This is a genomic window from Micromonospora sp. WMMD736, from assembly GCF_049179015.1.
GTDB lineage: Bacteria > Actinomycetota > Actinomycetes > Mycobacteriales > Micromonosporaceae > Micromonospora.
Genome location: NZ_JBMHMI010000001.1, coordinates 3,759,037 through 3,782,781, shown reverse-complemented (window position 1 = coordinate 3,782,781; position 23,745 = coordinate 3,759,037). Strand labels below are relative to the sequence as shown.

Annotated in this window: 21 protein-coding genes; 15 read left to right on the top strand and 6 right to left on the bottom strand. The window is 71.1% G+C overall.

Features of this window, described 5'->3' with window-relative positions:
* The first annotated feature begins 129 nt into the window (after positions 1–129).
* From ACN269_RS16765 to ACN269_RS16755, 3 genes are all read left to right on the top strand, one after another.
* Positions 130–1,104, top strand: coding sequence for a coiled-coil domain-containing protein (locus ACN269_RS16765; RefSeq protein ID WP_421476376.1), 975 nt, complete (start codon positions 130–132; stop codon positions 1,102–1,104).
* A 36-nt stretch (positions 1,105–1,140) separates the two neighbouring features.
* Positions 1,141–2,694: a fused MFS/spermidine synthase gene (locus ACN269_RS16760; protein ID WP_421473308.1), complete on the top strand. Its 1,554-nt coding sequence runs from the start codon at positions 1,141–1,143 to the stop codon at positions 2,692–2,694.
* A 71-nt stretch (positions 2,695–2,765) separates the two neighbouring features.
* The gene (locus ACN269_RS16755; RefSeq protein WP_421473307.1) at positions 2,766–4,400 is read left to right on the top strand and encodes a protein kinase domain-containing protein; all 1,635 of its coding nucleotides are present in this window, start codon (positions 2,766–2,768) and stop codon (positions 4,398–4,400) included.
* Positions 4,401–4,439: 39 nt separating this feature from the next.
* Here the strand turns inward: ACN269_RS16755 and ACN269_RS16750 are convergent, their stop codons facing one another.
* Positions 4,440–5,108, bottom strand: a complete 669-nt coding sequence (locus ACN269_RS16750) for a potassium channel family protein (RefSeq protein WP_421473306.1) — start codon at positions 5,106–5,108, stop codon at positions 4,440–4,442.
* Between the two features lie 16 nt (positions 5,109–5,124).
* The gene (locus tag ACN269_RS16745; RefSeq protein WP_421473305.1) at positions 5,125–6,459 is read right to left on the bottom strand and encodes a TrkH family potassium uptake protein; all 1,335 of its coding nucleotides are present in this window, start codon (positions 6,457–6,459) and stop codon (positions 5,125–5,127) included.
* 141 nt (positions 6,460–6,600) lie between these two features.
* Here ACN269_RS16745 and ACN269_RS16740 point away from each other — a divergent pair, with 141 nt between their 5' ends.
* Positions 6,601–7,713: a glycerophosphodiester phosphodiesterase gene (locus ACN269_RS16740; RefSeq protein WP_421473304.1), complete on the top strand. Its 1,113-nt coding sequence runs from the start codon at positions 6,601–6,603 to the stop codon at positions 7,711–7,713.
* A gap of 379 nt (positions 7,714–8,092) precedes the next feature.
* Positions 8,093–8,848 carry a DUF5131 family protein gene (locus ACN269_RS16735; protein ID WP_421473303.1) on the top strand — a complete coding sequence of 252 codons (756 nt, stop codon included), beginning with the start codon at positions 8,093–8,095 and terminating at the stop codon, positions 8,846–8,848.
* Between the two features lie 32 nt (positions 8,849–8,880).
* Here ACN269_RS16735 and tcmP read toward each other — a convergent pair whose 3' ends face one another.
* Together tcmP and ACN269_RS16725 are read right to left on the bottom strand one after the other, a co-directional pair.
* Positions 8,881–10,041 carry a three-Cys-motif partner protein TcmP gene (gene tcmP / locus ACN269_RS16730; RefSeq protein ID WP_421473302.1) on the bottom strand — a complete coding sequence of 387 codons (1,161 nt, stop codon included), beginning with the start codon at positions 10,039–10,041 and terminating at the stop codon, positions 8,881–8,883.
* Between the two features lie 180 nt (positions 10,042–10,221).
* A complete protein-coding gene (locus ACN269_RS16725) occupies positions 10,222–10,452 on the bottom strand; it encodes a GntR family transcriptional regulator (RefSeq protein WP_421473301.1) in 231 nt (76 codons plus the stop codon).
* Positions 10,453–10,741: 289 nt separating this feature from the next.
* Here ACN269_RS16725 and ACN269_RS16720 point away from each other — a divergent pair, with 289 nt between their 5' ends.
* From ACN269_RS16720 to ACN269_RS16690, 7 genes are all read left to right on the top strand, one after another.
* On the top strand, positions 10,742–10,981 hold the full coding sequence (locus tag ACN269_RS16720; RefSeq protein ID WP_355053529.1) for a hypothetical protein: 240 nt from the start codon (positions 10,742–10,744) through the stop codon (positions 10,979–10,981).
* 209 nt (positions 10,982–11,190) lie between these two features.
* Complete coding sequence (locus tag ACN269_RS16715) at positions 11,191–12,390, top strand: substrate-binding domain-containing protein (RefSeq protein ID WP_421473300.1); 1,200 nt, start codon at positions 11,191–11,193, stop codon at positions 12,388–12,390.
* A 3-nt stretch (positions 12,391–12,393) separates the two neighbouring features.
* Positions 12,394–13,137: an ABC transporter ATP-binding protein gene (locus ACN269_RS16710; protein ID WP_421473299.1), complete on the top strand. Its 744-nt coding sequence runs from the start codon at positions 12,394–12,396 to the stop codon at positions 13,135–13,137.
* Positions 13,137–13,859, top strand: a complete 723-nt coding sequence (locus tag ACN269_RS16705) for an ABC transporter ATP-binding protein (protein ID WP_421473298.1) — start codon at positions 13,137–13,139, stop codon at positions 13,857–13,859. Before ACN269_RS16710 ends, ACN269_RS16705 begins: the two co-directional genes overlap by 1 nt.
* A complete protein-coding gene (locus tag ACN269_RS16700) occupies positions 13,856–14,746 on the top strand; it encodes a branched-chain amino acid ABC transporter permease (RefSeq protein WP_421473297.1) in 891 nt (296 codons plus the stop codon). Before ACN269_RS16705 ends, ACN269_RS16700 begins: the two co-directional genes overlap by 4 nt.
* Positions 14,743–15,834, top strand: a complete 1,092-nt coding sequence (locus tag ACN269_RS16695; protein ID WP_421473296.1) for a branched-chain amino acid ABC transporter permease — start codon at positions 14,743–14,745, stop codon at positions 15,832–15,834. Before ACN269_RS16700 ends, ACN269_RS16695 begins: the two co-directional genes overlap by 4 nt.
* A 93-nt stretch (positions 15,835–15,927) precedes the next feature.
* Entirely contained in the window at positions 15,928–16,674 is a 747-nt protein-coding gene (locus tag ACN269_RS16690) for an SDR family NAD(P)-dependent oxidoreductase (protein ID WP_421473295.1), read from the top strand.
* Positions 16,675–16,799: 125 nt separating this feature from the next.
* Here the strand turns inward: ACN269_RS16690 and ACN269_RS16685 are convergent, their stop codons facing one another.
* Positions 16,800–17,606, bottom strand: coding sequence for a hypothetical protein (locus tag ACN269_RS16685; protein WP_421473294.1), 807 nt, complete (start codon positions 17,604–17,606; stop codon positions 16,800–16,802).
* Between the two features lie 142 nt (positions 17,607–17,748).
* Between ACN269_RS16685 and ACN269_RS16680 the strand changes: the two genes are divergently transcribed.
* From ACN269_RS16680 to ACN269_RS16670, 3 genes are all read left to right on the top strand, one after another.
* Positions 17,749–19,506 (top strand): BTAD domain-containing putative transcriptional regulator, encoded by a 1,758-nt coding sequence (locus ACN269_RS16680; RefSeq protein ID WP_421473293.1) that lies wholly within the window; start codon positions 17,749–17,751, stop codon positions 19,504–19,506.
* Between the two features lie 56 nt (positions 19,507–19,562).
* The gene (locus ACN269_RS16675; RefSeq protein ID WP_421473292.1) at positions 19,563–21,692 is read left to right on the top strand and encodes a DEAD/DEAH box helicase; all 2,130 of its coding nucleotides are present in this window, start codon (positions 19,563–19,565) and stop codon (positions 21,690–21,692) included.
* A gap of 123 nt (positions 21,693–21,815) precedes the next feature.
* Complete coding sequence (locus tag ACN269_RS16670) at positions 21,816–22,997, top strand: hypothetical protein (protein ID WP_421473291.1); 1,182 nt, start codon at positions 21,816–21,818, stop codon at positions 22,995–22,997.
* Positions 22,998–23,166: 169 nt separating this feature from the next.
* Here the strand turns inward: ACN269_RS16670 and ACN269_RS16665 are convergent, their stop codons facing one another.
* A complete protein-coding gene (locus ACN269_RS16665) occupies positions 23,167–23,583 on the bottom strand; it encodes a helix-turn-helix domain-containing protein (protein WP_421473290.1) in 417 nt (138 codons plus the stop codon).
* Positions 23,584–23,745: the final 162 nt, after the last annotated feature.

The window sequence follows — 23,745 nt, the reverse complement described above, 5'->3', positions numbered from 1 at the left end:
CTCCGCCAGCAGGCCGCCGCCCGGCGCCGGCGGGGACGCCGCCGCGCAGCGTGTCACCCGGGGGCCGGCGGTCGACGGAAGGACGCTTTCGTGCCCAGGACCAGGCTCAGTCAGCCGCGCGTTCGCCGCGTGCTGCTTCCGCTGCTCGCCGCCCTGGCGCTGGTGCTCGCTCCAGGTGTGCCCGCGTCCGCGGAGCCGGACGAGGGCGGCACCAAGAAGCTGCGGGACGCGCTGGAGCTGACCGCCAAGGGCCACATCGAGGCCAAGGCCAAGCTGGACAACTCCAAGCGGCGGCAGACGGCGTTGAACGGCGAGCTGAAGACCGTCGAGGTTCGGCTGGTCGGGTTGACTGCCCAGGTCGGCGAGGTGGCCGCGCAGTCGTACCGGGCCGGCCGGCTCACCCCCACGGCGATGCTGCTCAACACCGCGACGCCGCAGGCGTTCCTGCAACGGGCGGCCGACCTGGACCTGATGGCCCAGCGGGACAGCAAGCGGTTGCGCGATCTCACCGAGGCCCGGCAGCAGGCCCAGCAGGCCAAGATCGCCATCGACGCCGAGGTCCGTGAGCAGCAGAAGCAGCTCGCCGTCATGGCCAAGAAGAAGAAGGAGGCCGAGGCGGCGCTGGCCGAGGTCAGCTCGGGCGGCAGCAACGGCTTCAGCGGCGGCAGCTCCACCTCGGCGAAGCCGGCGCCGCGCAACTCCGACGGGTCCTGGCCGTCAGAGTCCTGCTCCGTGAAGGACCCGACCACCTCGGGGTGCATCACTCCGCGCACCCTGCACGCCCTGAAGGAGACCCAGGCGGCCGGCTACAAGCGGCACGTCTCCTGCAAGCGCAGCGGTGGCGGCGGCGAGCATCCGAAGGGTCGGGCGTGCGACTTCTCGGCCGCCACGAACGGCTTCGAGGACAAGAACGCCACCGGCGGCGACAAGGCGTACGGGGACAGCCTGGCCGCCTGGCACGTCCGCAACGCCGAGCGGCTGGGTGTGCTCTACGTGATCTGGTACCGGCAGATCTGGCATCCCGGCACCGGGTGGCGTGCCTACAGCGGCAGCGGCAGCCCCGCCGCCTCGCACACAAACCATGTTCATCTCTCGATGTACTGACCCGGAGCGGCAGCTTCGCTGCGTACCATCGCGACGATGAGCTCTCCATCGTCCGACGTAGCGGCTCCCGAAGCTTCGCCCGTGCCGGTCACCGGCCGGGCGCTGCCCAACGGTCTGGCCGCCTTCCTGGTCTTCTTCTCCAGCGGCGCCGTACTGGTGCTGGAGACGGTCGCGCTGCGCCTGGTCGGCCCGTACGTCGGGGTGACCCTTCAGGTGACCAGCTCGGTCATCGGCATCGCGCTCGCCGCCATCGCGTACGGCGCGTGGTCCGGTGGCTGGCTGGCCGACCGGCGCGACCCGCGCGGCCTGCTGGCGCCCGCTCTGGTGCTGGCCGGGATCGCCACCGCGATCACCCTGCCGGTGGTGCGCTACGCCGGCGAGGTGCTCCGCGGCGGGGCGGCCAGCGCCATCCTGCTGTTGGTGGCGCTCGCCGTGTTCGTGCCGGCGGCGCTGCTGGCGGCGGTCACTCCGCTGGTGGTGAAGCTCCAGCTCGCCGACCTGCGCCGGACCGGTCAGGTGGTCGGCCGACTGTCCAGCATCGGCACCCTGGGCGGCATCACCGCCACCCTGCTCACCGGCTTCGTGCTGGTCGCCGCGCTGCCCAGCACGGTCATCCTGCTGGCGCTGGCGATCTCTCTCGGCCTGGTCGGGCTCGGTCTCGGCTGGTATCTGCGCCGGCAGGCGCGCACCGACCTGCCCGGTCCGGCTCGGACCCGAGCGGCGCTGGCCGTCCTCGGCCTGCTCGGGGCGGGGCTGAGCACCATCGCGCCGAACCCGTGTGACATCGAGACCGCGTACCACTGCGCCCGTGTCGTCACCGACCCGAACCGGCCGAGCGGCCGGACGCTGCTGCTCAACTCGGCTCACCACTCGTACGTCGACCTGGCCGACCCGAGACACCTGGAGTACGCGTACACGAAGTGGATCGGCGCGGTCGCCGACGTGGCCACCCCGGCCGGGCAGCGGCTGGACGCCCTGCACCTGGGCGGCGGCGGCTTCACCGTGCCGACGTACCTGACCGCCACCCGGCCGGGCACCGACAACCTGGTGTTCGAGATCGACGGTGGGCTGGTCGAGCTGGGCGAACGGGAACTCGGCGTACGCCCGGGTCAAGGGCTGCGGGCGGTGGTGGGTGACGCCCGGATGCTGGTCGCCGGTGAGCCGGCGGACAGCCGCGACCTGATCGTCGGCGACGCGTTCGGCCACCTGGTGGTGCCCTGGCACCTGGCGACCCGGGAGATGGCCGCCGAGATCCGGCGGGTGACCCGACCCGGCGGGGTGTACGTGCAGAACGTCATCGACTACCCGCCGCTGCGGTTCATCCGCGCCGAGCTGGCGACGGTCGCCGCCGAGTTCACGAACGTCGCGCTGATCGCCCCGCCGGAGGCGCTCGCCGAGCAGCGGGGCAGCAACTTCCTCATCGTCGCGTCCGACGCGCCGCTGCCGCTGGCCGCCATCCGCGCCCGCCTCGACGTGGTCGACGCGACCGTCAGCCTGCTCTCCGGCGCGGACCTCACCGATTTCGTCGGTACGGCGATGGTGCTGACCGACGACTACGCCCCGGTGGACCAACTGCTGGCGACCGCCTGATCGGGTGATATTCCTGACCGATTCCGATCCTTCAGGTGTAGCCCGGCCCGTGGTGGGCAACAACGGCCACCATGGGCGGTGGGGACCGTAATAGCGCGCAACTCCTCGACGAGCGGTATCGGCTCGTCGAGCAGCTCGGCGCGGGTGGCATGTCAGTGGTCTGGCGCGGTTACGACGAGGTGCTGGGCCGCCAGGTCGCGGTGAAGGTGCTGGCGTCACGGCTGGCCACCGACCGGGCCTTCCGGCACCGCATCCGCGTCGAGGCGCAGGCCGCCGCGCGGCTCTGCCATCCCAACATCACCAACGTGTACGACTACGGCGAGTCCCACCAGGTCGGCCTGACCGTGCCGTACGTCGTGATGGAACTGGTCGACGGCGGTTCACTGGCGACCCGGCTCGGCCGCGAGGTACGGCTGCCGTGGCGCGAGGCGGTGACGATCGGCGCGGAGGTCAGCTCGGCGCTGGCCACCGCGCACAGCCGCGGGGTCGTGCACCGCGACGTCACCCCGGGCAACGTGATGCTCACCTCGACCGGGGTGAAGGTCGTCGACTTCGGGATCTCCGCGCTGGTGGGGGAGAGCGAGAAGGGGCCGGACGGCGCGTTGCTGGGCACGCCCGCGTACCTCGCGCCGGAGCGGCTGGACAACGGCCAGGTGTCCCCGGCCACCGATGTATACGCCGTAGGGCTGCTGCTCTACCGGATGCTCACCGGTCGGTTGCCGTGGGAGGCGACCACGACCACCCAGATGCTGCGGGCGCACATGTACAGCGACCCGGAGCCGATGCCCCCGGTGCCGGGGCTGCCCGACGAGGTGACCGACCTGGTGCGGCGCTGCCTCGCCAAGCGCCCCGCCGACCGGCCGACCACCGCCGAGCTGGCCCGGACCCTCGCCGAGGCGGCCGGCATGCTGGCGGCGGTACCGGTCTCTCCGGCGGGCGGTCCGCTGGACGCGGCCGCGCTGGCCAATGCCGGCACCACGATCCTGCCCTGGTCGGCGGAGACGGACGCCCTTCCGCTGTCGCGGACCCGGCGTGGCCGCATCCGGCAGGCGAACCGGCGACGGCGGGTGGAGGCGGGGGTGGCCGCCGTCGGGTTGATCGCGGTCACCGGGGCGATGTGGGGGCTCACCTCCCGCAGCCCGGCCAGCGGCCAGGACCGGCCCACCACGGAGGCGCGGATGGGTCTGCCGGAGAAGGCGCCCTGCGAGGTGGCGTACGCGCTGCGCACCGACTCCGGCAAGGACTTCACGGCCGAGCTGACCCTGACCAACACCGGCGACCGGGCGCTGAGCGACTGGACGATGAGCTTCACGTTCCCCGGCCAGCAGAAGGTGACCAAGGCCGAACCCGCCCCGGCGCAGCAGCAGGGCGGGGCGGTGCAGATCCGCCCGGCGGCGCAGGCGAAGACGCTGGCGCCCGGCGCGGCCGAGAAGCTGACCCTGGCCGGCACGTACACCGGGGCGAACCCGCTGCCGGTGGAGTTCCGACTCGGCGACGCGACCTGCGGGGTACGCGTCTCCGGGGTGGCCGGGTCGACCCCGTCCACCGCCCCGGCCGTCAAGGTCGCCCCGACCAAGGCCGCACCGAAGAAGACGACGAAGACCACCACCAAGGTCGCCCCCAAGGCGCCCACGCCGCCGAAGGCACCCGAGAAGGCGCCGAAGCCGAACAAGGGCAAGGGGCCGGGTGGTCCGGGAAAAGGGTGAAAGCGCCTGAGGGGCACGCGCACCACCCGAAGTGACCTGTCAGCGCCGCCCCGCGAACCGCTGCACCTGGTCGATCCCGCCCTCCACGACCAGCACTCCGCCGTCCACGAGCGCCGTGTCGTCCGAGGCGTACCGGAAACGCTCGCCCGGCACCTTCGCGCCGATCACCCGGACCCCGTCGCGCTCGTGCGGACGCAGGTCGTGCAGCGTACGACCGACCAGGGACGGCGGAACCCGGACGGTGGCGATCGCGAAGTCGTCGTCGAACTCGATGAAGTCGAGCAGCCGACTGACGATCAGGTGCGCCACCCGGTCACCGGTCTCCGCCTCCGGAAAGATCACGTGGTGCGCGCCCACCGACGACAGGATCTTGGCGTGCTTCTGCGACGTGGCACGGGCCCAGATCTGCGGCAGACCCAGCTCGACCAGCGCCAGCACGGTGAGCACGCTCGCCTCGACCGACGCACCGATGGCCACCACCGCCCGACCGAAGCTTGCGACGCCGAGTTGCCGCAACGCGCCCTCCTCGGTGGCGTCCGCCTGCACCACCCGGTCGAGCTGGGCCGAGAAGCGCTGCACCTGGTCCGGATTGCGATCGACGGCCAGCACCTCGCGGCCCATCCGGGCGAGTGACCCGGCCAGGTGGCAGCCGAACCGGCCCAGCCCGATCACGACGACGCCACCGCCGTCCGCTCGTCTCGTCGACACCTCGGCCTCCTCGTCGTTAGCCGACAATCGGCTGTTCCTGGGGATAGCGGTAGAGCCTGCGGCGGGTGTTCAGGGCGATCGCCGACCCGAGGGTGAGCGGCCCGACCCGACCGATGAACATCAACACCGTCAGCACCACCTGACCACTGCTCGGAAGGTCGCCGGCCAGGCCGATGGTCAGCCCGGTGGTGCTGAACGCGGACGTGACCTCGAACAGCACCGCGACGAACCGCACGCCCTCGGTGAGCAGCAGCAGGAGCATCGTCCCGGCCGTGACCAGCGCGACGCTCAGCAGAGCGACGGTGACGGCCTGCCGTTGGCTGGCGGTGGCCACCCGACGGTGCCCGACCGTCACGTCGGGCTCTCCGCGCAGCTCCGCCCAGATGGTGAACGCCAGCAGGAAGAACGTGGACACCTTGATGCCGCCGGCCGTGCTGGCGCTCCCGCCACCGATGAACATCAACACGATCAGCAGCGGATAGCTCTCCTCCTGGAGATCGCCGATGTTCAGCACACTGAACCCGCCGGTCCGGCTCAGCGCGATCTGCGTGAACGACGCGAGCGTCTTTCCGGCGGCGTCGTACGGGCCAATGGTGCTGTCGTTGGTCCACTCGGCGGCGAGCAGGCCGACGAAGCCGAGCAGCAGCAGCGCCACGCTGCCCCAGATGGTCAGCTTGGTCGCGACCGCCCACCCCGCCGGCCTGCGCCACTCGCGCACCGCCTCGAACAGGGCGGGGAACCCGAGACCGCCGACGATGGCGCCGAACGCCAACGGCAGCGACACCCAGGGGTCGCGGTCGAAGGCCAGCAGGCCGTCCGAGTAGAGCGCGAACCCACCGTTGTTGAACGCCTGGACGGCGTGGAAGACACCGGACCAGAGGGCCCGGCCGGGCGGGTAGTCGTACGCCCACCAGAGGCGGCCGGCGACGAGCGCCGTCATCACCGCCTCGCAGGCGAAGACCGTCACCGCGATCCGGCTCAGCAGCCGGGTCACGTCGGCAACGCCGAACTCCGCCGTCTCGGCCTGCACCAGCAGCCGGTTACGCAGGCCGAGCTGGCGGGAGACCACGAGGATGACAAGCGCCGCGACGGTGAGGATGCCGAGACCGCCGAGCTGGGTGAGCAGGGTGATCACCAGCAGGCCCCAGCCGGACCAGTAGTTGGGGGTGTCGGTGACCGCCATCCCGGTGACGGAGACCGCCGAGGTGGCGGTGAACAACGCCGTGACCAGCGGCGGCCGCTGGTGCTGGACGGTCGACCAGCGCGTCATCAGCAGCCCGGCGCCGAGCAGGATCGGCACCAGGAACCCCAGCGGCACAAGCCGCACGGGGTTGCGGAGTAACCGACGCACCAGACAATCTTCCTTTTCCGTACGGTCGCTGGAGTCGGAACGCCCATTCCGGAGATTCACCTGCCGGCCAGACATCGACCAACTCCCGGCCAATCGCACCCGGTCTGCTGTCTGCGACCCCCTCGACGACAGGAGACGGCGTTGCGACGTACCCTCTCGACCCTCGGTGTGGCCGGCGCGCTGCTCGCCGCCGCCGTGGCCGTGCCCACCGTGGCCGCGGCCGGCCCTTCGCCGGACGCGGACCGCGCCCGGACCACCGACCGGCCGATCGTCATCGGTCACCGCGGGGCCAGCGGTTACCGGCCGGAGCACACCCTTGAGGCGTACCGGCTGGCGATCCGGATGGGCGCCGACTACATCGAGCCGGACCTGGTGTCCACCTCCGACGGTGTGCTGGTGGCCCGGCACGAGAACGAGATCTCCGGCACCACCGACGTCGCGGCCCACTCCGAGTTCGCGGCCCGCAAGGCGACGAAGACCATCGACGGCGTCACGGTGACCGGCTGGTTCACCGAGGACTTCACCCTCGCCGAGCTGAAGACGCTGCGGGCAAAGGAGCGACTGCCGCAGGTACGCGTCGCGAACACCGCCTTCGACGGCCGCTTCGAGGTGCCCACCCTCCAGGAGGTCATCGACCTGGCCCGGACCGAGGGGCGGGCACGGGGCCGCACCATCGGCATCTACCCGGAGACCAAGCACCCGAGCTACTTCACGTCCATCGGCAAGCCGCTGGAGGAGCCGCTGCTCGCGGTGCTGCGGCGCAACAAGCTGGACCGGAAGAACTCGCCGGTCTTCATCCAGTCGTTCGAGACGGCCAACCTGCGCCGGCTGAGCCGACTCACCGACGTGGAGCTGATCCAGCTCCTCGACGCCACCGGTCGCCCGTACGACTTCACCGCCGCCGGTGACACCCGCACCTACCAGGACCTCGCCACGGCCGCCGGCCTGAAGTGGATCGCCGGGTACGCCGACGGCATCGGCGCGAACAAGAACCTGATCGTGCCGCGCGACGCCGCCGGTAACCTGCTCGCCCCGACGAACGTGGTCCGCGACGCGCACCGCGAGCGGCTGCTCGTGCACTCCTGGACGTTCCGCGCGGAGAACCAGTTCCTCCCCGTGGACTTCCGCATCGGCACCGACCCGAACGCGCGCGGCGACATCACGGCCGAGTACGAACTCTTCTTCGACCTCGGTCTGGACGGCGTCTTCAGCGACCACCCGGACACCGCAGTCGCCGCCCGCGCCGGCCGCTGACCTCCGCTGGGCACTGACCCCGCCCACCGAACCTCGACCCGGCCGTCGACCCGCGCCGGGTCGACCACCGGGCCGATCACGCCCGGCCCACCCGCTGGCCCGTCGTCCGCCACCCGGACGCCGGGCCAGCGGCGTCTCCGGTGATATGAGGCAGCAACTTCCCTGTTGTTGCTGCTTCCGCCTGCGCTGAGACAGCAACAACAGGGAAGTTGTGCGGATCTTCGCTTGCTCAGTCGGCACGGCGGTCAGACAAGCTGTCATGGTTCGGGAGTCTTCGACGAGTAGGGATGGAGAACCTCATGGGCCAACACGCCGCGCAACCCTTCCCATGCGTACGGTTGTTCGACAGTATTGTCCCGTCGAGCGGAAGGAGCGGTGCATGGCGGACAAAAGCGCCATCGAGTGGACGGAAGCAACCTGGAATCCCACCACGGGTTGTGACCGCATCTCGTCAGGCTGCGACAACTGCTATGCGATGACTCTCGCCAAGCGCTTGAAAGCCATGCGCTCGGCCAAGTATCAGACCGACGGGGACCCGCGCACTTCCGGCCCCGGGTTCGGCGTAGCCCTGCACCCCGATGCGCTTGATATTCCACGCCGCTGGCGTGATCCACGGACCGTTTTCGTCAACTCCATGTCGGATCTGTTCCACGCCCGGGTTCCACTCACCTACGTGCAGCAGGTCTTCGCTGTGATGCGCGAGACCCCCAGACACACCTTCCAGGTGCTCACCAAGCGCGCCTCCAGGCTGGCGAAGGTTGCCCATCAGATCGACTGGCCGGCGAACGTCTGGATGGGCGTGAGCGTCGAGGATCACGCTCAGCGGGAACGGGTCGCCCAGCTCCGCGAGGTGCCGGCTGCGGTACGTTTCATCTCAGCCGAGCCGCTGCTGGGGCCACTGGTCGACCTTGACCTCGACGGCATCGACTGGCTTATCGCGGGGGGCGAGTCGGGGCAGGGCTGCCGCCCGATGGACCCGGCGTGGGTGCGTGACCTCCGGGATCAGTGCGCCTCTGCTGGCACCGCCTTTTTCTTCAAGCAGTGGGGCGGACGTACGCCGAAGGTTGGCGGCCGGCACCTCGACGGTCGGACGTGGGACGAGATGCCCACACCCCGCCTGCCCGCCGCCGCATAGTCGCAGATGATCGACCCCCGTCGTGCGCCATCTCAAAGCCGTCGAATGGGGTCCTTCCAGAATTCTCCGACGCCGGTGTGGTCAATCAGACCCTGACGGTGCAAGGACTTGACCGCGTGCCGCGCATGACGCGTCCACGCCTGGCCAAGGACGCCCCGGTATACCTCGGGCACCCGCTCCGCCAGCTGGACCGGGTTCGACTCCGCAAGCAGTCGAACGATGTTCTGCTCAACAACTCCTGCGACGCGCGGCAACGCGCCGTTCACATGTGCTGGACGATCGAACGGCAGTGACCCGAAGAGGGTCTCCTGGCCCATCTGGCTTTCGTAGCGGGCTTCCTCTAAGTCCACGCCGGCTTGCCCCACGGCGTCGGCGAAGTGCCAAGCGCCTTCGGTGTGTCTTGTGAACAGCATCAGGACATACTTCGGCGAGAGTTCCGGGCGCGGTCGGACCGGCATCGTGATTGCGCTGTAGGCCGTTCCTGTGGTCAAGCGCTTCTCGTACTCTGCGCCCACTTTGAGGGCCATCTCAGTCGCGGTCTCCCCGTCCCCGTCCCCGTTGACCCGGGCAAAGTGTTCTTGCCACGAGTCATCACCGAGAAATCTTGTGAGGTGGTCGGCCGTCTTCTGTTCCGCAGGGGGCAACTTGCCGTCCCGGGACCGCGCTACCTGGACCGCTCGTCCCATCCTCGCGATGGCCGAGATGCTGAAGTGAAGGAGAACCTCCGTCGGTGGCGAAGGGGGCCGACCGAGAAGCCCTGAGCGTACGAGTCCGAAATCGAGTGCCAGGCCAAAGGGGTCGAGGAAGGCAAAGAGGGAAGCCTGACGAGCAATCGATAGAACCTCCGGTAGATGGTCTGCCACGTCGCCCTGCCGGAGGATGCGCCTCGTTGAGCCACCCCGCTGCTCCAGGACCCGTTGCAGGTTCGCAAAGTGGGAAGGGTCCTTCTCGACGAAGAAGAGCAAGACGTTCCGAAAGCCTTGGACCGTGTCGGCGCACCTGGACAGCAGCAGCGGCGATCCTTCCTCGCCTTCCTCCTCATACTCGCCTCGTCCCGCGTAGCCATCGAGGAAGACGACTGGTTTCGCCTGGCCGGTCTTCGAAGCGAAGACGACCGGATAGCGCTTCAGGATGCCGTGCTTGAGCACTGCTGCGGCTTTCCGGGAACGGAAGAATTCGTCATTGGCCGACACCGCGTCTCCTGACTCGCGTCACCAGTGGTGATGTGAAGGTAGCGGAGAGTGGCTCTGGGTGTCGTCCTAGTGCTAGGGCTATAACGAACCTTCAGAGTCGGCGGACCCTTCACCAGGGGTGATGACAAACGGATCGTGGTTGCGGTGGTGGTGAATGTCCTCGATCTGACAGTTCGGCGGTCAGCGGCCGGGGTGCTTGGCTACGTAGGTGCCACGCCCGGGCTGGCCGGTGATCAGCTCACGGTCATGCAGCAGTGAGAGCGCTCGCGACGCGGTGTTCATGTGCACGGCGTAGCTCTCGGCGAGTTCCCGAGTGGAGGGCAGCTTGTCGCCCGGCTTCAGCTCGCCGCTCTTGATCTTCGCGGCGATCTCGTTGGCGATGCGCCGGTAGGGCGCTTCTGCTGTGGGCATGGTGAGGACTCCGGTTGGTTCGGCTCCTCGATCATGCCGGCCTACACCAATATCTGCAACAAGCTGCAATGTCGCTGCTGCGAACCGTCGACCTACACAAGTATTTGGGGTAGGTTGCTGGGTGTCCGGCTCCGGTTGGTTCGGCAAACCCCTCGGAGTTCGGGCCACTGGTTGGCTCCGCGTTCGTACCGCCGCTGTCGAGAGCTGCGGGCGTGGGGCCGGGCGGTCCGGTGCGCGTCCCCTACCCGCGCGCCGGGCCGCCCTCCAGGTCGACTGATCGAGGGTGAGCATGACGAGGGAACGCTTCGTGGTGCACCTGCCGGTGGTGGCGGCTGATCTGCCGGCGGCGTTGCGTTTCGCGCGGGCGATAACGCGCGCGCTGGGCTTCCTCGCCGACGTGGACCGGGCCGAGACGACGGTGTCGGAGGAGGACGCTCAGTGCGTACGACATCGGGTCTTCTGTGACCACCTGCTCGGCGGCCGGCGGCGGTGCCCGCGCCCGGCGGACCACGCCGGGCCGTGCGGCTGACGGCGGATGGCTCGGGGCGACACACCTGTCGATCCGTCGGTGGCGCTTCGGGCCATCGGGAGGTCCGGGTCGAGGGTGGTAGTGCGGCCCGTTGTAACCCCGGGCCACCCCCCTCGCGTTACTTGTGTGTTTCCGCCACATAGCCCGTGGGTGACGTCACTTCTAGCGTGAGCCGACAACCAAGCATCCTGTCCTCACCTGGAGTCGCGATGACGGTCCGGCACACGCGGCGGGCGTTCCTCTCCGCCGCCACGATGATGGCCGCGGCGCTGGCCGCCACGGCCTGCGGTAGCCCGCAGGACACCGCCACCGGCGGCGGCGACAGTGCCGCCCCGGTCAAGGTCGGCCTGGTGTACTCCCAGTCGGGAGCCCTGGCCAGCTATGGAAAGCAGTACATCGAGGGGTTCAAGGCGGGGCTCGACTTCGCTACCAAGGGCACCGGCAAGGTCGGTGACCGGAAGATCGAGTTGACCGAGGTCGACGACGCCGGTGACCCGGCCAAGGCGGTCTCCGCCGCGAAGGACCTGATCGGCAAGGGCACGAAGATCATTGCCGGCTCGACGGCGTCCGGGGTGGCGTTGCAGGTCGCGCCGATCGCGGCGCAGAACAAGGTTCTCTTCATCTCCGGCCCGGCCGCAACCGACGCGGTGACCGGGGCGAACAAGTACACGTTCCGGTCCGGTCGGCAGTCCTACCAGGACGTGGTGACGGCCAAGTCCTTCATCGGCGACCCGACCGGCAAGAAGGTCGTCGTCTTCGCCCAGGACGGCGCGTTCGGCGACGCCAACGAGGCCGCCGTCAAGACCGTCATCGGCGGCGCGGGCGCCACCGTGAGCAGCGTGCGGGCACCGGCCAGCGCCACCGAGTTCACGCCGTTCGCCAGCCAGATCAAGGCCGCCAAGCCGGACCTGCTCTTCGTCGCCTGGGCCGGCACCACCGCCCCGGCCATGTGGCAGACCCTCGACCAGCAGGGCGTCCTGTCGTCCACCACGGTCGTCACCGGCCTGGACATCCGCGCCTCCTGGCCCACCTTCGGGGCGGCCGGCGCGAAGATCTCCTTCCTGTCGCACTACTTCGACGGCGCGTCCGACACCGAGGCCAGCAAGGCGCTCAAGGCCAAGGTGAACACCATCGACCTGTTCCACCCGGACGGCTTCGCCGCCGCCCAGATGGTGGTGCGGGCCGTGCAGGAGGGCGGCGACGACGTCGACAAGATGGTCAAGGCCCTGGAGGACTGGAGCTTCGACGGTGTCAAGGGCAAGATGACCATCCGCGCCGCCGACCACGCGCTGCTCCAGCCGATGTTCCAGGCCAAGCTGACCGGCAGCGGCACCGACTTCACGGCCACCGCTCAGAAGAGCCTCACCGGCGACGAGACCGCGCCACCGGCCGTGGCCATGAAGGGCTGAGAAATGCTCGCCACCCGCGGTCTGACCTGGCGGATCGGTGAGGTCGCCATCGTCGACAGCGTCTACCTCGACCTGGCGCCGGGAGAGTTCCTGGGCGTGATCGGGCCGAACGGCGCCGGCAAGACCTCACTGTTCAACCTGATCACCGGCCTGCGCCGGGCCACGGAGGGCCGGATCACCCTGGACGGGCAGGACATCGGAGCGCTCCCGCCGCACCGGCGGGCCCGCCTCGGTCTGGGCCGTACCTTCCAGGCGTCCTCGGTCTTCGGCTCGCTCAGCGTGCGGGAGAACGTCCGGCTCGCCGTGCAGGCCCACCGCGGGGGCTCGATGGCGCTGTGGCGGCGGGCGACGGCCGACCGGCAGGTCGCCGCCGCCGCCGACGCGGCGCTCGACCGGGTCGGCCTCGCCCACCGGGGTACGGCGCTCGCCGGCACCCTGGCCCACGGCGAGAAACGCAAGTTGGAGATCGCCCTGCTGCTCGCCGGTGAACCCCGGGTGATGCTGCTCGACGAGCCGATGGCCGGGGTCAGCGCCGAGGACGTGCCCGAGCTGGTGACGGTCATCAAGTCGTTGACCGGCGACAGCGGCCGCTCGGTGCTGATGGTCGAGCACCACATGGACGTCATCCTGGAGCTGGCCGACCGGATCGCCGTCATGCACCACGGCGCGCTGTTGGCCTGCGACACCCCGGAGACGGTGATGGCCAACCCCACCGTGCAAGAGGCGTACCTCGGGGAGGCGCTCTGATGGACCCGATCCTCACCGTGGAGGACCTGTCGGTCCGGATCTCCGGGCTGCACATCCTCCAGGGCGTGTCCTTCACGGTCGCACCGACCGGCGTGACCGTCCTGCTCGGGCGCAACGGCGTCGGCAAGACCACCACGCTGCGCGCGATCGTCGGCCTCACCCCGCCCGCCGGGGAGGCCCGCGGCACCATCCGGATGGGCGCGCAGAGCCTGCTGGCCCGGCCCACCCACCGGCTGGTCCGTGGTGGGCTCGGCTACGTACCGGAGGACCGGTGCGTGTTCGCCGGCCTCACCGTCGCCGAGAACCTGCGGCTCGCCGAACGGCGTGGCACCACCCCGGCGTACGACAAGGTCTTTGCGCTCTTCCCGGAGCTGGACCGGCGCGGACGCCAACGGGCGGGCTCGCTCTCCGGCGGGCAGCAGCAGATGCTCGCGATCGGGCGGGTGCTGCTCAACGACAACCGGCTGTTGCTGGTCGACGAGCCGACCAAGGGGTTGGCGCCGAAGGTGGTGGCCGAGGTGGCCGAGGTGCTGGAGCGGGTCGCGGAGTCGGTGCCGGTGCTGCTGGTCGAGCAGAACCTGGCCGTCGTCCGCCGACTCGCCCGCGACGCCGTGGTGCTCTCCGCCGGCCGGGTCGCCTGGACCGGCGACGCGCAGGACCTGCTGCTGGAGACCGCGCTGACGAAGTCGCTGCTGGGTGTCGGCGCGGAGGTGAAGGCGTGAGCACCGTGATCCTGTTGGCGTTGACCGGGCTGGGCCTGGCGGCGCTGTACTTCCTGGTGGCGTCCGGCCTGTCGCTGGTCTTCGGCCTGGCCGACGTGCTCAACTTCGCGCACGGGCTGTTCCTCGGCGTCGGCGCGTACGGCACCTGGTGGGCGGCGGGCAACCTGCCGGGCGCCGGCCCGGACGGGTTCGGCTTCGTGCTCGCGGTCGCGTTCGGGGTGGCCGCCGGCACGCTGGTGGCGATCCTGGTCGAGCTGGTGCTGATCAGGCCGCTCTACTCCCGCACCATCGAGCAGGTGCTGGTCACCGTCGGCCTGTCGCTGGCCGGGGTGGCGCTGCTCCAGGCCACCTGGGGCGCGGACGCCCGACCGTTCCCGCGCCCGGACTGGACCCGGCAGGTGACCGGGATCCTCGGCGCGCAGGTGCCCAACGGCGGCCTGCTGCTGATCGTCGCGGCGGTGCTGGTGCTCGGCGCGATCCTGGCGTTCCTGCGTTGGACCCGGTACGGCCTGGTGATCCGGGCCGGGGTGGAGAACCGGGAGATGGTGACCGCGCTCGGCATCGACGTCCGCAAGGCGTTCACCCTGGTCTTCGCGATCGGCGGGGCGGCTGCGGCGCTCGCCGGAGCACTGGGCGGGGTCTACTTCGGCACCGTCTCACCCGGTCAGGGCGGCTCACTGCTGATCTTCGCGTTCATCGTGGTGGTGATCGGCGGGATGGGCTCGGTGGTCGGCTCCGCGTACGCGGCGGTCGTGGTCGGGCTGGTGCAGCAGTTCGTCAACTACTACGGCACGTCCGGGCTCGGCGACATCTGCGTGGTCGGGCTGCTGGCCGTGGTGCTGCTGCTGCGCCCGCAGGGCATCGCCGGAAAGGTGGCAACGGCATGACGCTTCTTCAGGCAACACCGACGCCGACGCCCACCGTGTCGAAACCCGGCCGTGCCCACCGGGTCCGCCCGTTCCTGCCGCTCGTCGCGCTCGTCGTGCTGGCGATCCTGCCGTACTCGACGATCCCCCTGCCGGGGATCTTCGAAGGGCCGGTCAACTCGCCGGGCACCCTGCAACTACTCGCCATCTGCCTGATCTTCGGCGGGCTGGCCGCCGGGTACGACCTGCTCTTCGGCCGGACCGGGATGCTCTCGTTCGGGCACGCGCTCTACTTCGCGGCCGGCGTGTACGGCACCGACATCCTCGTCACCCGGGCCGGACTGCCGCTGTGGCAGGCGGCGCTGCTGACGATCACCGGCGGCACGATCCTCGCCGCGCTGCTCGGCGCGGTGGCGCTGCGGACCGTGGGCATCGCGTTCGCCATGGTCACGTTGGCCTTCGCCCAGGTCGGGGCGATCCTGGTGGCCCGGGACTTCGGCGGGCTCACCGGCGGTGAGGAGGGCCTGCCGCTGGACGTGTCCGGGCTGCCGGCCGGACTGGTCGGGGTGACCAACACGGTCAACCTGTACTGGCTGGCGCTCGCGTACCTGACCCTGGTGGTCTTCGTGGTGCACCGGGTCAGCGCGTCCCCGACCGGTCGGGTGCTCGCCGGGCTGCGTGACGACGAGCGGCGGATCGGTGTCCTCGGGCTGGACCCGTACCGCTACAAGCTGGTGGCGTTCACCCTTGCCGGCGGTCTGGCGTCGGCCGGCGGGGTGGTCTACGTGCTGATCGTCGGCGGCGCGTCGCCGCACATCACGTCCTCGGAGCTGACCCTGTCACTGCTCGTCATGGTGGTGCTCGGTGGACCGGGCACCCGGTGGGGGCCGGTGCTCGGCGGTGTCCTCTACATGTACCTGGACCACCGGCTCACCGCCTTCGGCACCAGCGACGCGGTGGACAACCTGCCGGCGGTCCTGAGCCGTCCGCTCAGCCAGCCCCTGTTCGTCCTCGGCACGGTCTTCATCCTGGCGGTCTACTTCTTCCCCGGCGGCCTGACCAGCCTGGCCCCCCGCCTCGCTCACCTGACCCGAACCCTCCGCCGCTGATCCCCGGTGATCATGGAGTTATCGTCACGACACGCCGTGCCGGATGGCGATAACTTCATGATCGACGGGGTTCTCGGCTGGGGAGGTAGGTAGATGGAATCGCGGCTTGCGGTGGTCAGCGGGGGTGGAACCGGGATCGGGGCTGCCGTTGCTTCCGCGCTCGTGCGGGACGGGTACGACGTTCTCGTCGTCGGGCGGCGGGCGGACGTGTTGGCGGCGGCGGCCGAGCGCATCGGCGTCGAATGTGGACGGACGGGTGCCGTCACCCCGGTGACCGCGGACCTGACCGACCCGGAGCAGCTCGATCGGGTCCTGGCCGCGGTCGACGGTCGGCCGGTCGACGTGGTGGTCAACAACGCCGGCGGCTACCTGGCGGGGGAGACCGACACGCTGGCCGGGACCGCCGCGTACTGGCGGGCCAACCTGGACGCCAACGTGCTCACCGCAGTGCTGTTGACCGAGGCGCTCCGGCCCCTCCTGCGGCGGCCCGGCGGCCGGGTGATCATGGTCAGCTCGATCTCCGCCCAGCGGGGTGGCGGTGGCCCGTACTCGGCGGGCAAGGCGGCCCTGCACGGTTGGGCGTACGACCTGGCGGCGCAGCTCGGCCCGGAACAGATCACGGTCAACGTGGTGAGCCCGGGCTACGTGGCCGAGACCGAGTTCTTCGGCGACCGGATGACCCCGGAGGGGCACGCCACGCGGGTCGCGGCGACGCTCGTCAAGCGGGCCGGGCTGCCCGACGACATCGCCGAGGCGGTCCGCTACCTCGCCAGCCCGGCCGCCGGCTACGTCACCGGCCAGGTCCTCGGCGTCAACGGTGGCTCAGTCCTCGGCCGCTGACCCCACCCGTGTTGACCAAGAGGTTCGCGTCAGAATTCGGCCGAATCCTGACGCGAACCTCTTGATCAACCTGCGGTGAGGGGAGGGTGGGGGCGGCCCCCCGTGCGGCCGCCGCCTGTCGTGGATCAGCCGTTCAGGAGGTCGTACGCCATGGCCGGGGCCTTCACGGCGGCGGCGCCGGTCGGCGCGGTGATCTTCGGCGCGCTGCCGTAGTCGGCGTACTTGACGACGTAGTCGTACGCCTTGGTCTTGCCGGCGGCCGGCATCTTCAGCGTCAACGACGCCAGGTGCTTGTCCGCGCCGACCACGGCCGTGAACGGCACCTTCTTGCCCGCCTCGCCGAGGGCCGCCGCCTCGCCGTCCTCCAGCGCCTTCGCCGCCTCCCCGGCGCTCACGTCGATGAAGCCGACGTACTGGCCGGGGCTCTTCTCCTCGACCTCGGTGGCCGCCTGGATCAGCGGACCCGCGTTGCCCTGGTCCACACCGTCGTACGTCGGGATGCTCGCGGCGTCGGTCAGCTTCGTGCGGTCCAGCTTCATCCACTTGTCCGGGAACTTCGGCAGGCCGGGGCGGCCGCTGAACTTCGCCTTCACCCAGTTCTGGTCCTTGATCACCAGGAACGACATCTTCACCACGACGCCGTCGTCCGGCGGCATGACCATGTTGAGTTCGAACGCGTTCGCCGCCGGGTCGATCCGGCCGTCGATCGTGCTCGAGGCGTCCTTGCCACTGAACCGGAACGCCCCCTCTTTGCCATCCGGGACGGCGGCCAGGAGCGCGTCCTTCGGGCTGGCGGACGGGCTGCTCTGTGGCGCCGAGGTGGGTTCGCTCTGCGTCCCGCAACCCGCGAGCAGGGTGGTCGCGGCCAGCACGGCGGCGACCGTACCGACCGTCCGTCGAATGGTGCCGGCGGTGCCCGTTGCCTGTGTCATCACATGTCTCTTTCTCGCTGCGTGGCTTCTGCCGACGAGAATGCTGCCGGCCGGCACGGCGGTTCGGCTGCCGATATGCTGCCGTCCGGCTGCCGGGCACTGCCGTCCGGCGGTCCCGGGGGTGTCAGGAGCGAGAACGCGCATGTCAGGCCAACTGCGTTTCGAGATTCTCGGGCCTCAGCGGGCCTGGTACGCCGACCGGGAGATCGACCTCGGTCCGGCCAAGCAGCGGGCGGTGCTCGCCGTACTGCTGCTCGCCACCGGCCGCCCGGTGTCCACCGGGCAGATCGTCGACGCGGTCTGGCCGGAGGATCCGCCCGCGAACGGTCCCAACGTCGTGCAGAAGTACGTGGCCGGGCTGCGCCGGGTGCTGGAACCGGACCGGTCTCCCCGTACGCCGGGACAGGTGCTCAGCCTGACCGACGCCGGCTATTCGCTGCGGGTGGACCCCGAGGCGGTGGACGCGGTCCGCTTCGAACGGGGCGTGCAGGCCGCCCGTCAGCGACACACGGGCGGGCGTACGGACGAGGCACTGGCCGAACTGGCCGCCGCCCTGGACCTGTGGCAGGGGGAGCCGTTCACCGGCTTCGCCGGGCCGATCTTCGAGGCGGCCCGGCAGCGGCTGGTGGAGTTACGGGCCGTGGCGTTGGAGACCCGGTCCGAGTTGACGCTGGACCTCGGGCGGCACCGCGAGACGGTCGGTGAGCTGGTGGAGTTGGTGGCCGAGTTCCCCGTCCGGGAACGGCTGCGATACCAACTCGTGCTCGCGCTCTACCGCAGCGGGCGGCAGGCGGAGGCGCTCGCCGCCTACCGGGAGTTCGGCGACCTGCTCCGCGAGGAGTACGGCATCGAGCCGGGCGAGGCGTTGCAGGAACTGCACCGGCGCATCCTGCGCTCCGACCCGACCCTGACGGCACCGCAGCCCGTCGCCACCCCGGCACCGCAGCGCATCGTCGAACCGGCACCGCAGCCCGTTGCCGCACCGGCGGCGCCGCGCAGTGCCGGACCGCAGGCACCGCGACCGGCTGCCACGGTGCCCGAACCGCGGGTGCCGCCAGCGGTGACGATGCCCGGACCGGCACCGTCGGTGGTCGCGCCCGTCGGTCCCCTGGTACCGGCATCGCCAGCCGCCGTTTCCGGGCCGCCTCCCCCCGCGCTCCTGCCGCTGCCACCTCCGGCGGCCCCCACGAAGCCCGCTCGGCGGGAGACGCCGCGTTGGGCGAGCAGGACGGTCACGATCCTCGGGACGGTGCTCGTCCTGCTCTCGTTCGGTTGCCTGACCTGGCTGGTGATCCTGGCCTACGCGGGCTGGCGGCGGAGCTGGCGTCTCGCGGTCGCCGGTCTCGTCTACCTGGCGCTGGTCGTCGTCGAGGTGGTCATGCTCGACGTCGAGAGTCCGGACGCCGAGGTACCCGGACCGCAGGCGGTGACCTTCCTCGGCCTCGCCCTCATCACCTGGCTCGCCGGGGCGGCGCACGTGGTGCTGCTCAGCCGTGGACTCTGGGCGGCGATCACCGGACGACCGGACAGCGCCCGGGGTCGTGCCGACGAGGAGCGGCGCATCCGCCGGGAGCACGCCCGCTACCTGCTCTATCACTACCCGGCAGCCCGTACCGAGTTGGGACTCGGCCGACCCGACCTGCCCGGCACCTTCGACGACGGCGGCCTGGTCGACGTCAACGCGGTCCCGGAGCAGGTGCTCACGGCCCTACCCGGCCTGACGGCCGAGCAGGGCCGGCAGATCGTGGTGGACCGCTGGCTGCGTGGCCCGTACGCCTCGATGGAAGAGTTCGCGTCGCGCTGCCTGCTGCCTCCCAGCGCGACCGAGCCCCTTCGCGACCTGTTGCTCTTCCTGCCCCCGGCGTCCCGGCCCAACGAGGCGCGCACAGGCGGATCGTGACCGGAACCTCCCGCGCGGGCCGGGGTTCTGACGGACCGCGCTGGTAGAAATGCCGGATGGGCGACGAGCGGGTGGCGGTACGGGAGCGGGCCGAGGCGGTGCTGCGTCGGCTGGCCGGTGAGCACGCCCGGCTGCGCGAGGACCAGTGGCGGGCCATCGAGGCGTTGGTCGTCGACCGGCGTCGGGTGCTGTGCGTGCAGCGCACCGGTTGGGGCAAGTCGGCGGTCTACTTCGTGGCCACCGCGCTGCTCCGCGCCCGCGAGGAGGGCGGCGAGCACGGGCCGACCGTCATCGTGTCGCCGCTGCTGGCTCTCATGCGCAACCAGGTGGAGGCGGCGGCCCGCGCCGGCATCCGGGCGCGCACCATCAACTCGGCCAACCTCGACGAGTGGGACGAGATCACCGCCGAGATCCAGGCCGGGGCGGTGGACGTCCTCCTGATCAGCCCGGAACGACTCAACAACCCGGACTTCCGCGACGGCGTGCTGCCGAAGCTCGCCGCGACGACCGGTCTGCTGGTGGTCGACGAGGCGCACTGCGTTTCCGACTGGGGGCACGACTTCCGGCCGGACTACCGGCGGCTGCGGACCTTCCTCGCCGAACTGCCCGAGCGCACGCCCGTGCTGGCCACCACCGCCACCGCCAACGCACGCGTCACCCAGGACGTCGCCGAGCAGTTGGGCGACGCACTCGTCCTGCGCGGCACGCTCGACCGTGAGTCGCTGCGGCTCGGCGTGCTCGACCTGCCCAGCCCCGCGCACCGACTGGCCTGGCTCGCCGACCACCTGGACGAGCTGCCCGGCTCCGGCATCGTCTACACGCTGACCGTCGCGGCGGCGGGGGAGACCACCGAGTTCCTGCGCTCGCGGGGCTATCCGGTCGCGTCGTACACCGGCCAGGCCGACGACGCCGACCGACGCGCCGCCGAACAGGACCTGCTCGACAACAAGATCAAGGCGTTGGTCGCCACCAGCGCGCTCGGCATGGGGTTCGACAAACCCGACCTGGGCTTCGTCGTCCACCTCGGCGCGCCGCCGTCGCCGATCGCGTACTACCAACAGGTCGGCCGCGCCGGCCGCGCCGTCGAACACGCCGAGGTGCTGCTGCTGCCCGGCGTCGAGGACGCCGCCATCTGGCGTTACTTCGCCTCGCTGGCGTTCCCGCCGGAGCAGCAGGTCCGTGCGGTGCTGGCCGCCCTGCACACCGACCGGCCGCTCTCCACCCAGGCCCTCGAACCGCTCGTCGACCTGCGCCGGGCCCGCCTGGAGCTGATGCTCAAGGTGCTCGACGTGGACGGCGCCGTCCGCCGGGTGCGCGGTGGCTGGCTCGCCACGGGCGAGCCCTGGGTCTACGACGAGGCCCGGTTGCGCCGCGTCGCCCAGGCGCGCACCGTCGAGCAGGAGGCCATGCGGGAGTACGCGTCGACGGGCGACTGCCGGATGCGATACCTACGGGAGCGCCTGGACGACACCGGGGCGACCGACTGCGGCCGGTGCGACAGGTGCGCCGGCCCACTGTTCGCCGCGGACACCTCGACGTCCGCGCTCGCCGCCGCACAGACGTTCCTGGGCCGCCCGGGTGTCGAGATCGCCCCCAAGAAGCTCTGGCCCACCGGGTTGGAGGCGGTCGGCGTACCCCTCAAGGGCCGGATCGCCCCGGCGGACCAGGCGCTGCCCGGCCGCGCGGTCGGCCGCCTCTCCGACCTGGGGTGGGGCGGTCGGCTGCGGGACGTGGTCGGGCCGGAGGCGTCCGACGCTCCGGTGCCCGACGACGTGGCCGGCGCGGTGGTGGAGGTGCTGAAGGCCTGGGCGCACGGCGACGACCCGTGGCCCCGCCGCCCGGTGGCGGTGGTCGCCGTCTCCTCCCGACGTCGTCCCCGGCTGGTCGGCTCGCTGGCCGAGCGGATCGCCGCCGTGGGCCGGCTGCCGCTGCTCGGCGCGGTCACCGCGACCGGCCCGGACGGCCCCGGCGGGCCGCGCGGCAACAGCGCCCAGCGGGTACGCGCACTGCACGACGCCTTCTCCGTGCCGCCCGAGCTGGCCGACGCGCTGGCCGCGCTGGACGGGCCGGTGCTGCTCGTCGACGACCTGGTCGACTCGGGCTGGACGATGGCGATGGTGACCCGGGAACTCCGGCGGGCCGGCGCTCCCGACGTGCTCCCGCTCGCGCTCGCCGTGGCCGGCTGAGTCGTCCATGAGCGCCGGTCGACGGCGGCGGGCGGAAAGTTCCCGGGCCGGGCGGATTGCGACGGCCGCCACGCTGTCCCGGCGTCGGCCGGAACCGGCCGGACACGACGGTACGGTGGCGGGATGAGCGGGACTCCGGCGGTGCCTGACCAGGCGGGCACGGTCGTGTCGGACGGGAGCCCGGTCGCCTCGGCCCAGGCCGGCGCGGCGTCGTCGGACGCAAGCGAGGTTTCTCCGGAGCGGGCTGGCGCGGCGTCGTCGGGCGCAAGCGCCGTCCCCCCGGTAGGAGCTGGCGCGACCGCGCCGGACCGCAGCGCCGCCGCGCCGGACCGGGCTGCCGTGCCCTCGTCCGACGGGCCGGTCGCCGCGGCCGTGGATGTTGCGGGTGCGCCCGACCGGAGCACGGTCCGGATGGCGTTGGTGGTGGGCGGTCTGGTGCTCGCCGTCCTGCTCGGCTTCGGCCTTGGTCGCCTGAACGGCGGCACCAGTGCCAGCGGCGGCCCGATCGGCGGTGCGGCGCTGACCCCCGACCACACCCACCCGGCGGGCACCGCGCCCCACGACCACGGCTCGGTCGCGGGCACCGACCAGGGCCCGGCCACCGAGCCCGGCGGTCTGTCGGTCAGCTCGGGCGGATACACGCTGGTGCCACTGGGCACCGAGTTCCCGGCCGGCCGCCCGGAGCAACTGCGCTTCCAGGTACGTGACGCGCAACGTCGACCGGTCACCCGCTTCGCCGTCGTGCACGACAAGCCGATGCACGTCATCGTGGTCCGCCGGGACCTGACCGGCTACCAGCACCTGCACCCGACCATGACGCCGGACGGCACCTGGTCGGTGCCGATGACCCTCCCGCAGCCCGGTGTCTGGCGGGCGTACGCGGACTTCACCGTGGTCGCCGACAACGGCGGCCAGAGCGCGGTGACCCTCGGCGTGGACCTGGTCGTGCCGGGCGCGTACCAGCCGCGTCCGCTGCCCGCGCCGGTGACCTCGACGACGGTGGACGGGTTCACGGTCGGCTACCAGGGCAGTCCGCAGGCCGGGGTGACGGTGCCGCTGACCTTCCGGATCAACGGCCCGAGCGGTGGCGCGGCGCTGGAGCGCTACCTCGGCGCGTACGGGCACCTGGTGGCACTGCGCGAAGGCGACCTCGGTTACCTGCACGTACATCCCGAACCGGACTTGGTCGACGGCCAGGTCAAGTTCTGGCTGACCATCCCCAACCCCGGCCGTTACCGCCTCTACCTGGACTTCCAGGTAGCCGCCAAGGTCCACACCGCCGAACTGACCCTGACCATCCCCTAACCCCGCCCACCCCGGCCCCGCCCCGCCCCGCCCCGCCCCGCCCGCACTGCGTTGATCATGAAGTTATTGCCGCTCGCGTCGGCGTGTCGTGGCAATAACCTCATGATCAACGCGGAGATGGGGGGCCGGGCCGGGCCGGGCCGTGGGAGGGGGGAGGGGGTGGGGGTTGTTAGCCGGCTCGGCGGGTGGGGCGGCGGGCCAGGTAGCGGAGGAGGTCGCGGATGTGGTGCTTCTCCTCGGCGGGCACGGCGGGGTCGGCCAGCCGGTCCAGGATGGCGCGGACGTCGGAGTCGACCGGGCCGTCGTCACTACGCCGTCGCGGCGTCGGGCCCGCGTCGGGCAGTCCGAGCGCCCGGAACGCGGCCGCCACCGGCAGATCCAGCGCGGCGCAGAAGCCGCGTACCTTGGCCAGTTCCGGATAGTCCTGCCAGTCGCCGGCGAGCCAACGGAACACGGTCGAGCGGCCCACGCCCGTGTGCGCGGCGAGATCGGTCACGGTCCAGCCGCGCTCTTCGCGGGCGTCGTCGATGGCCCGCCGGACGAAGCGGGCGAACGCCATCTGCGGTGTTACGTCTGCGGAACCCATCCGGTATGTCTTTCCCTCCCGGCCGAGCACTGGGAAGATGCGCCTTCGAGCGTAGTACGCCGAGGATCGGAAACCACTGACTGACCGCACAAACTGTCCCATGGATGAGACTCAACCTCGGGCAGTATCCAGACGGCCACCGAGCGATCATCATCGTTCTTC

Excerpts from the sequence above, each read along its gene's own strand:
- ACN269_RS16760 (WP_421473308.1), top strand. The coding sequence starts at position 1,141 with ATGAGCTCTCCATCGTCCGACGTAGCGGCTCCCGAAGCTTCGCCCGTG.
- ACN269_RS16755 (WP_421473307.1), top strand. The coding sequence starts at position 2,766 with ATGGGCGGTGGGGACCGTAATAGCGCGCAACTCCTCGACGAGCGGTAT.
- ACN269_RS16735 (WP_421473303.1), top strand. The coding sequence starts at position 8,093 with ATGGCGGACAAAAGCGCCATCGAGTGGACGGAAGCAACCTGGAATCCC.
- ACN269_RS16725 (WP_421473301.1), bottom strand. The coding sequence starts at position 10,452 with ATGCCCACAGCAGAAGCGCCCTACCGGCGCATCGCCAACGAGATCGCC.
- ACN269_RS16720 (WP_355053529.1), top strand. The coding sequence starts at position 10,742 with ATGACGAGGGAACGCTTCGTGGTGCACCTGCCGGTGGTGGCGGCTGAT.
- ACN269_RS16715 (WP_421473300.1), top strand. The coding sequence starts at position 11,191 with ATGACGGTCCGGCACACGCGGCGGGCGTTCCTCTCCGCCGCCACGATG.
- ACN269_RS16710 (WP_421473299.1), top strand. The coding sequence starts at position 12,394 with ATGCTCGCCACCCGCGGTCTGACCTGGCGGATCGGTGAGGTCGCCATC.
- ACN269_RS16705 (WP_421473298.1), top strand. The coding sequence starts at position 13,137 with ATGGACCCGATCCTCACCGTGGAGGACCTGTCGGTCCGGATCTCCGGG.
- ACN269_RS16695 (WP_421473296.1), top strand. The coding sequence starts at position 14,743 with ATGACGCTTCTTCAGGCAACACCGACGCCGACGCCCACCGTGTCGAAA.
- ACN269_RS16690 (WP_421473295.1), top strand. The coding sequence starts at position 15,928 with ATGGAATCGCGGCTTGCGGTGGTCAGCGGGGGTGGAACCGGGATCGGG.
- ACN269_RS16685 (WP_421473294.1), bottom strand. The coding sequence starts at position 17,606 with ATGACACAGGCAACGGGCACCGCCGGCACCATTCGACGGACGGTCGGT.
- ACN269_RS16680 (WP_421473293.1), top strand. The coding sequence starts at position 17,749 with ATGTCAGGCCAACTGCGTTTCGAGATTCTCGGGCCTCAGCGGGCCTGG.
- ACN269_RS16675 (WP_421473292.1), top strand. The coding sequence starts at position 19,563 with ATGGGCGACGAGCGGGTGGCGGTACGGGAGCGGGCCGAGGCGGTGCTG.
- ACN269_RS16670 (WP_421473291.1), top strand. The coding sequence starts at position 21,816 with ATGAGCGGGACTCCGGCGGTGCCTGACCAGGCGGGCACGGTCGTGTCG.
- ACN269_RS16665 (WP_421473290.1), bottom strand. The coding sequence starts at position 23,583 with ATGGGTTCCGCAGACGTAACACCGCAGATGGCGTTCGCCCGCTTCGTC.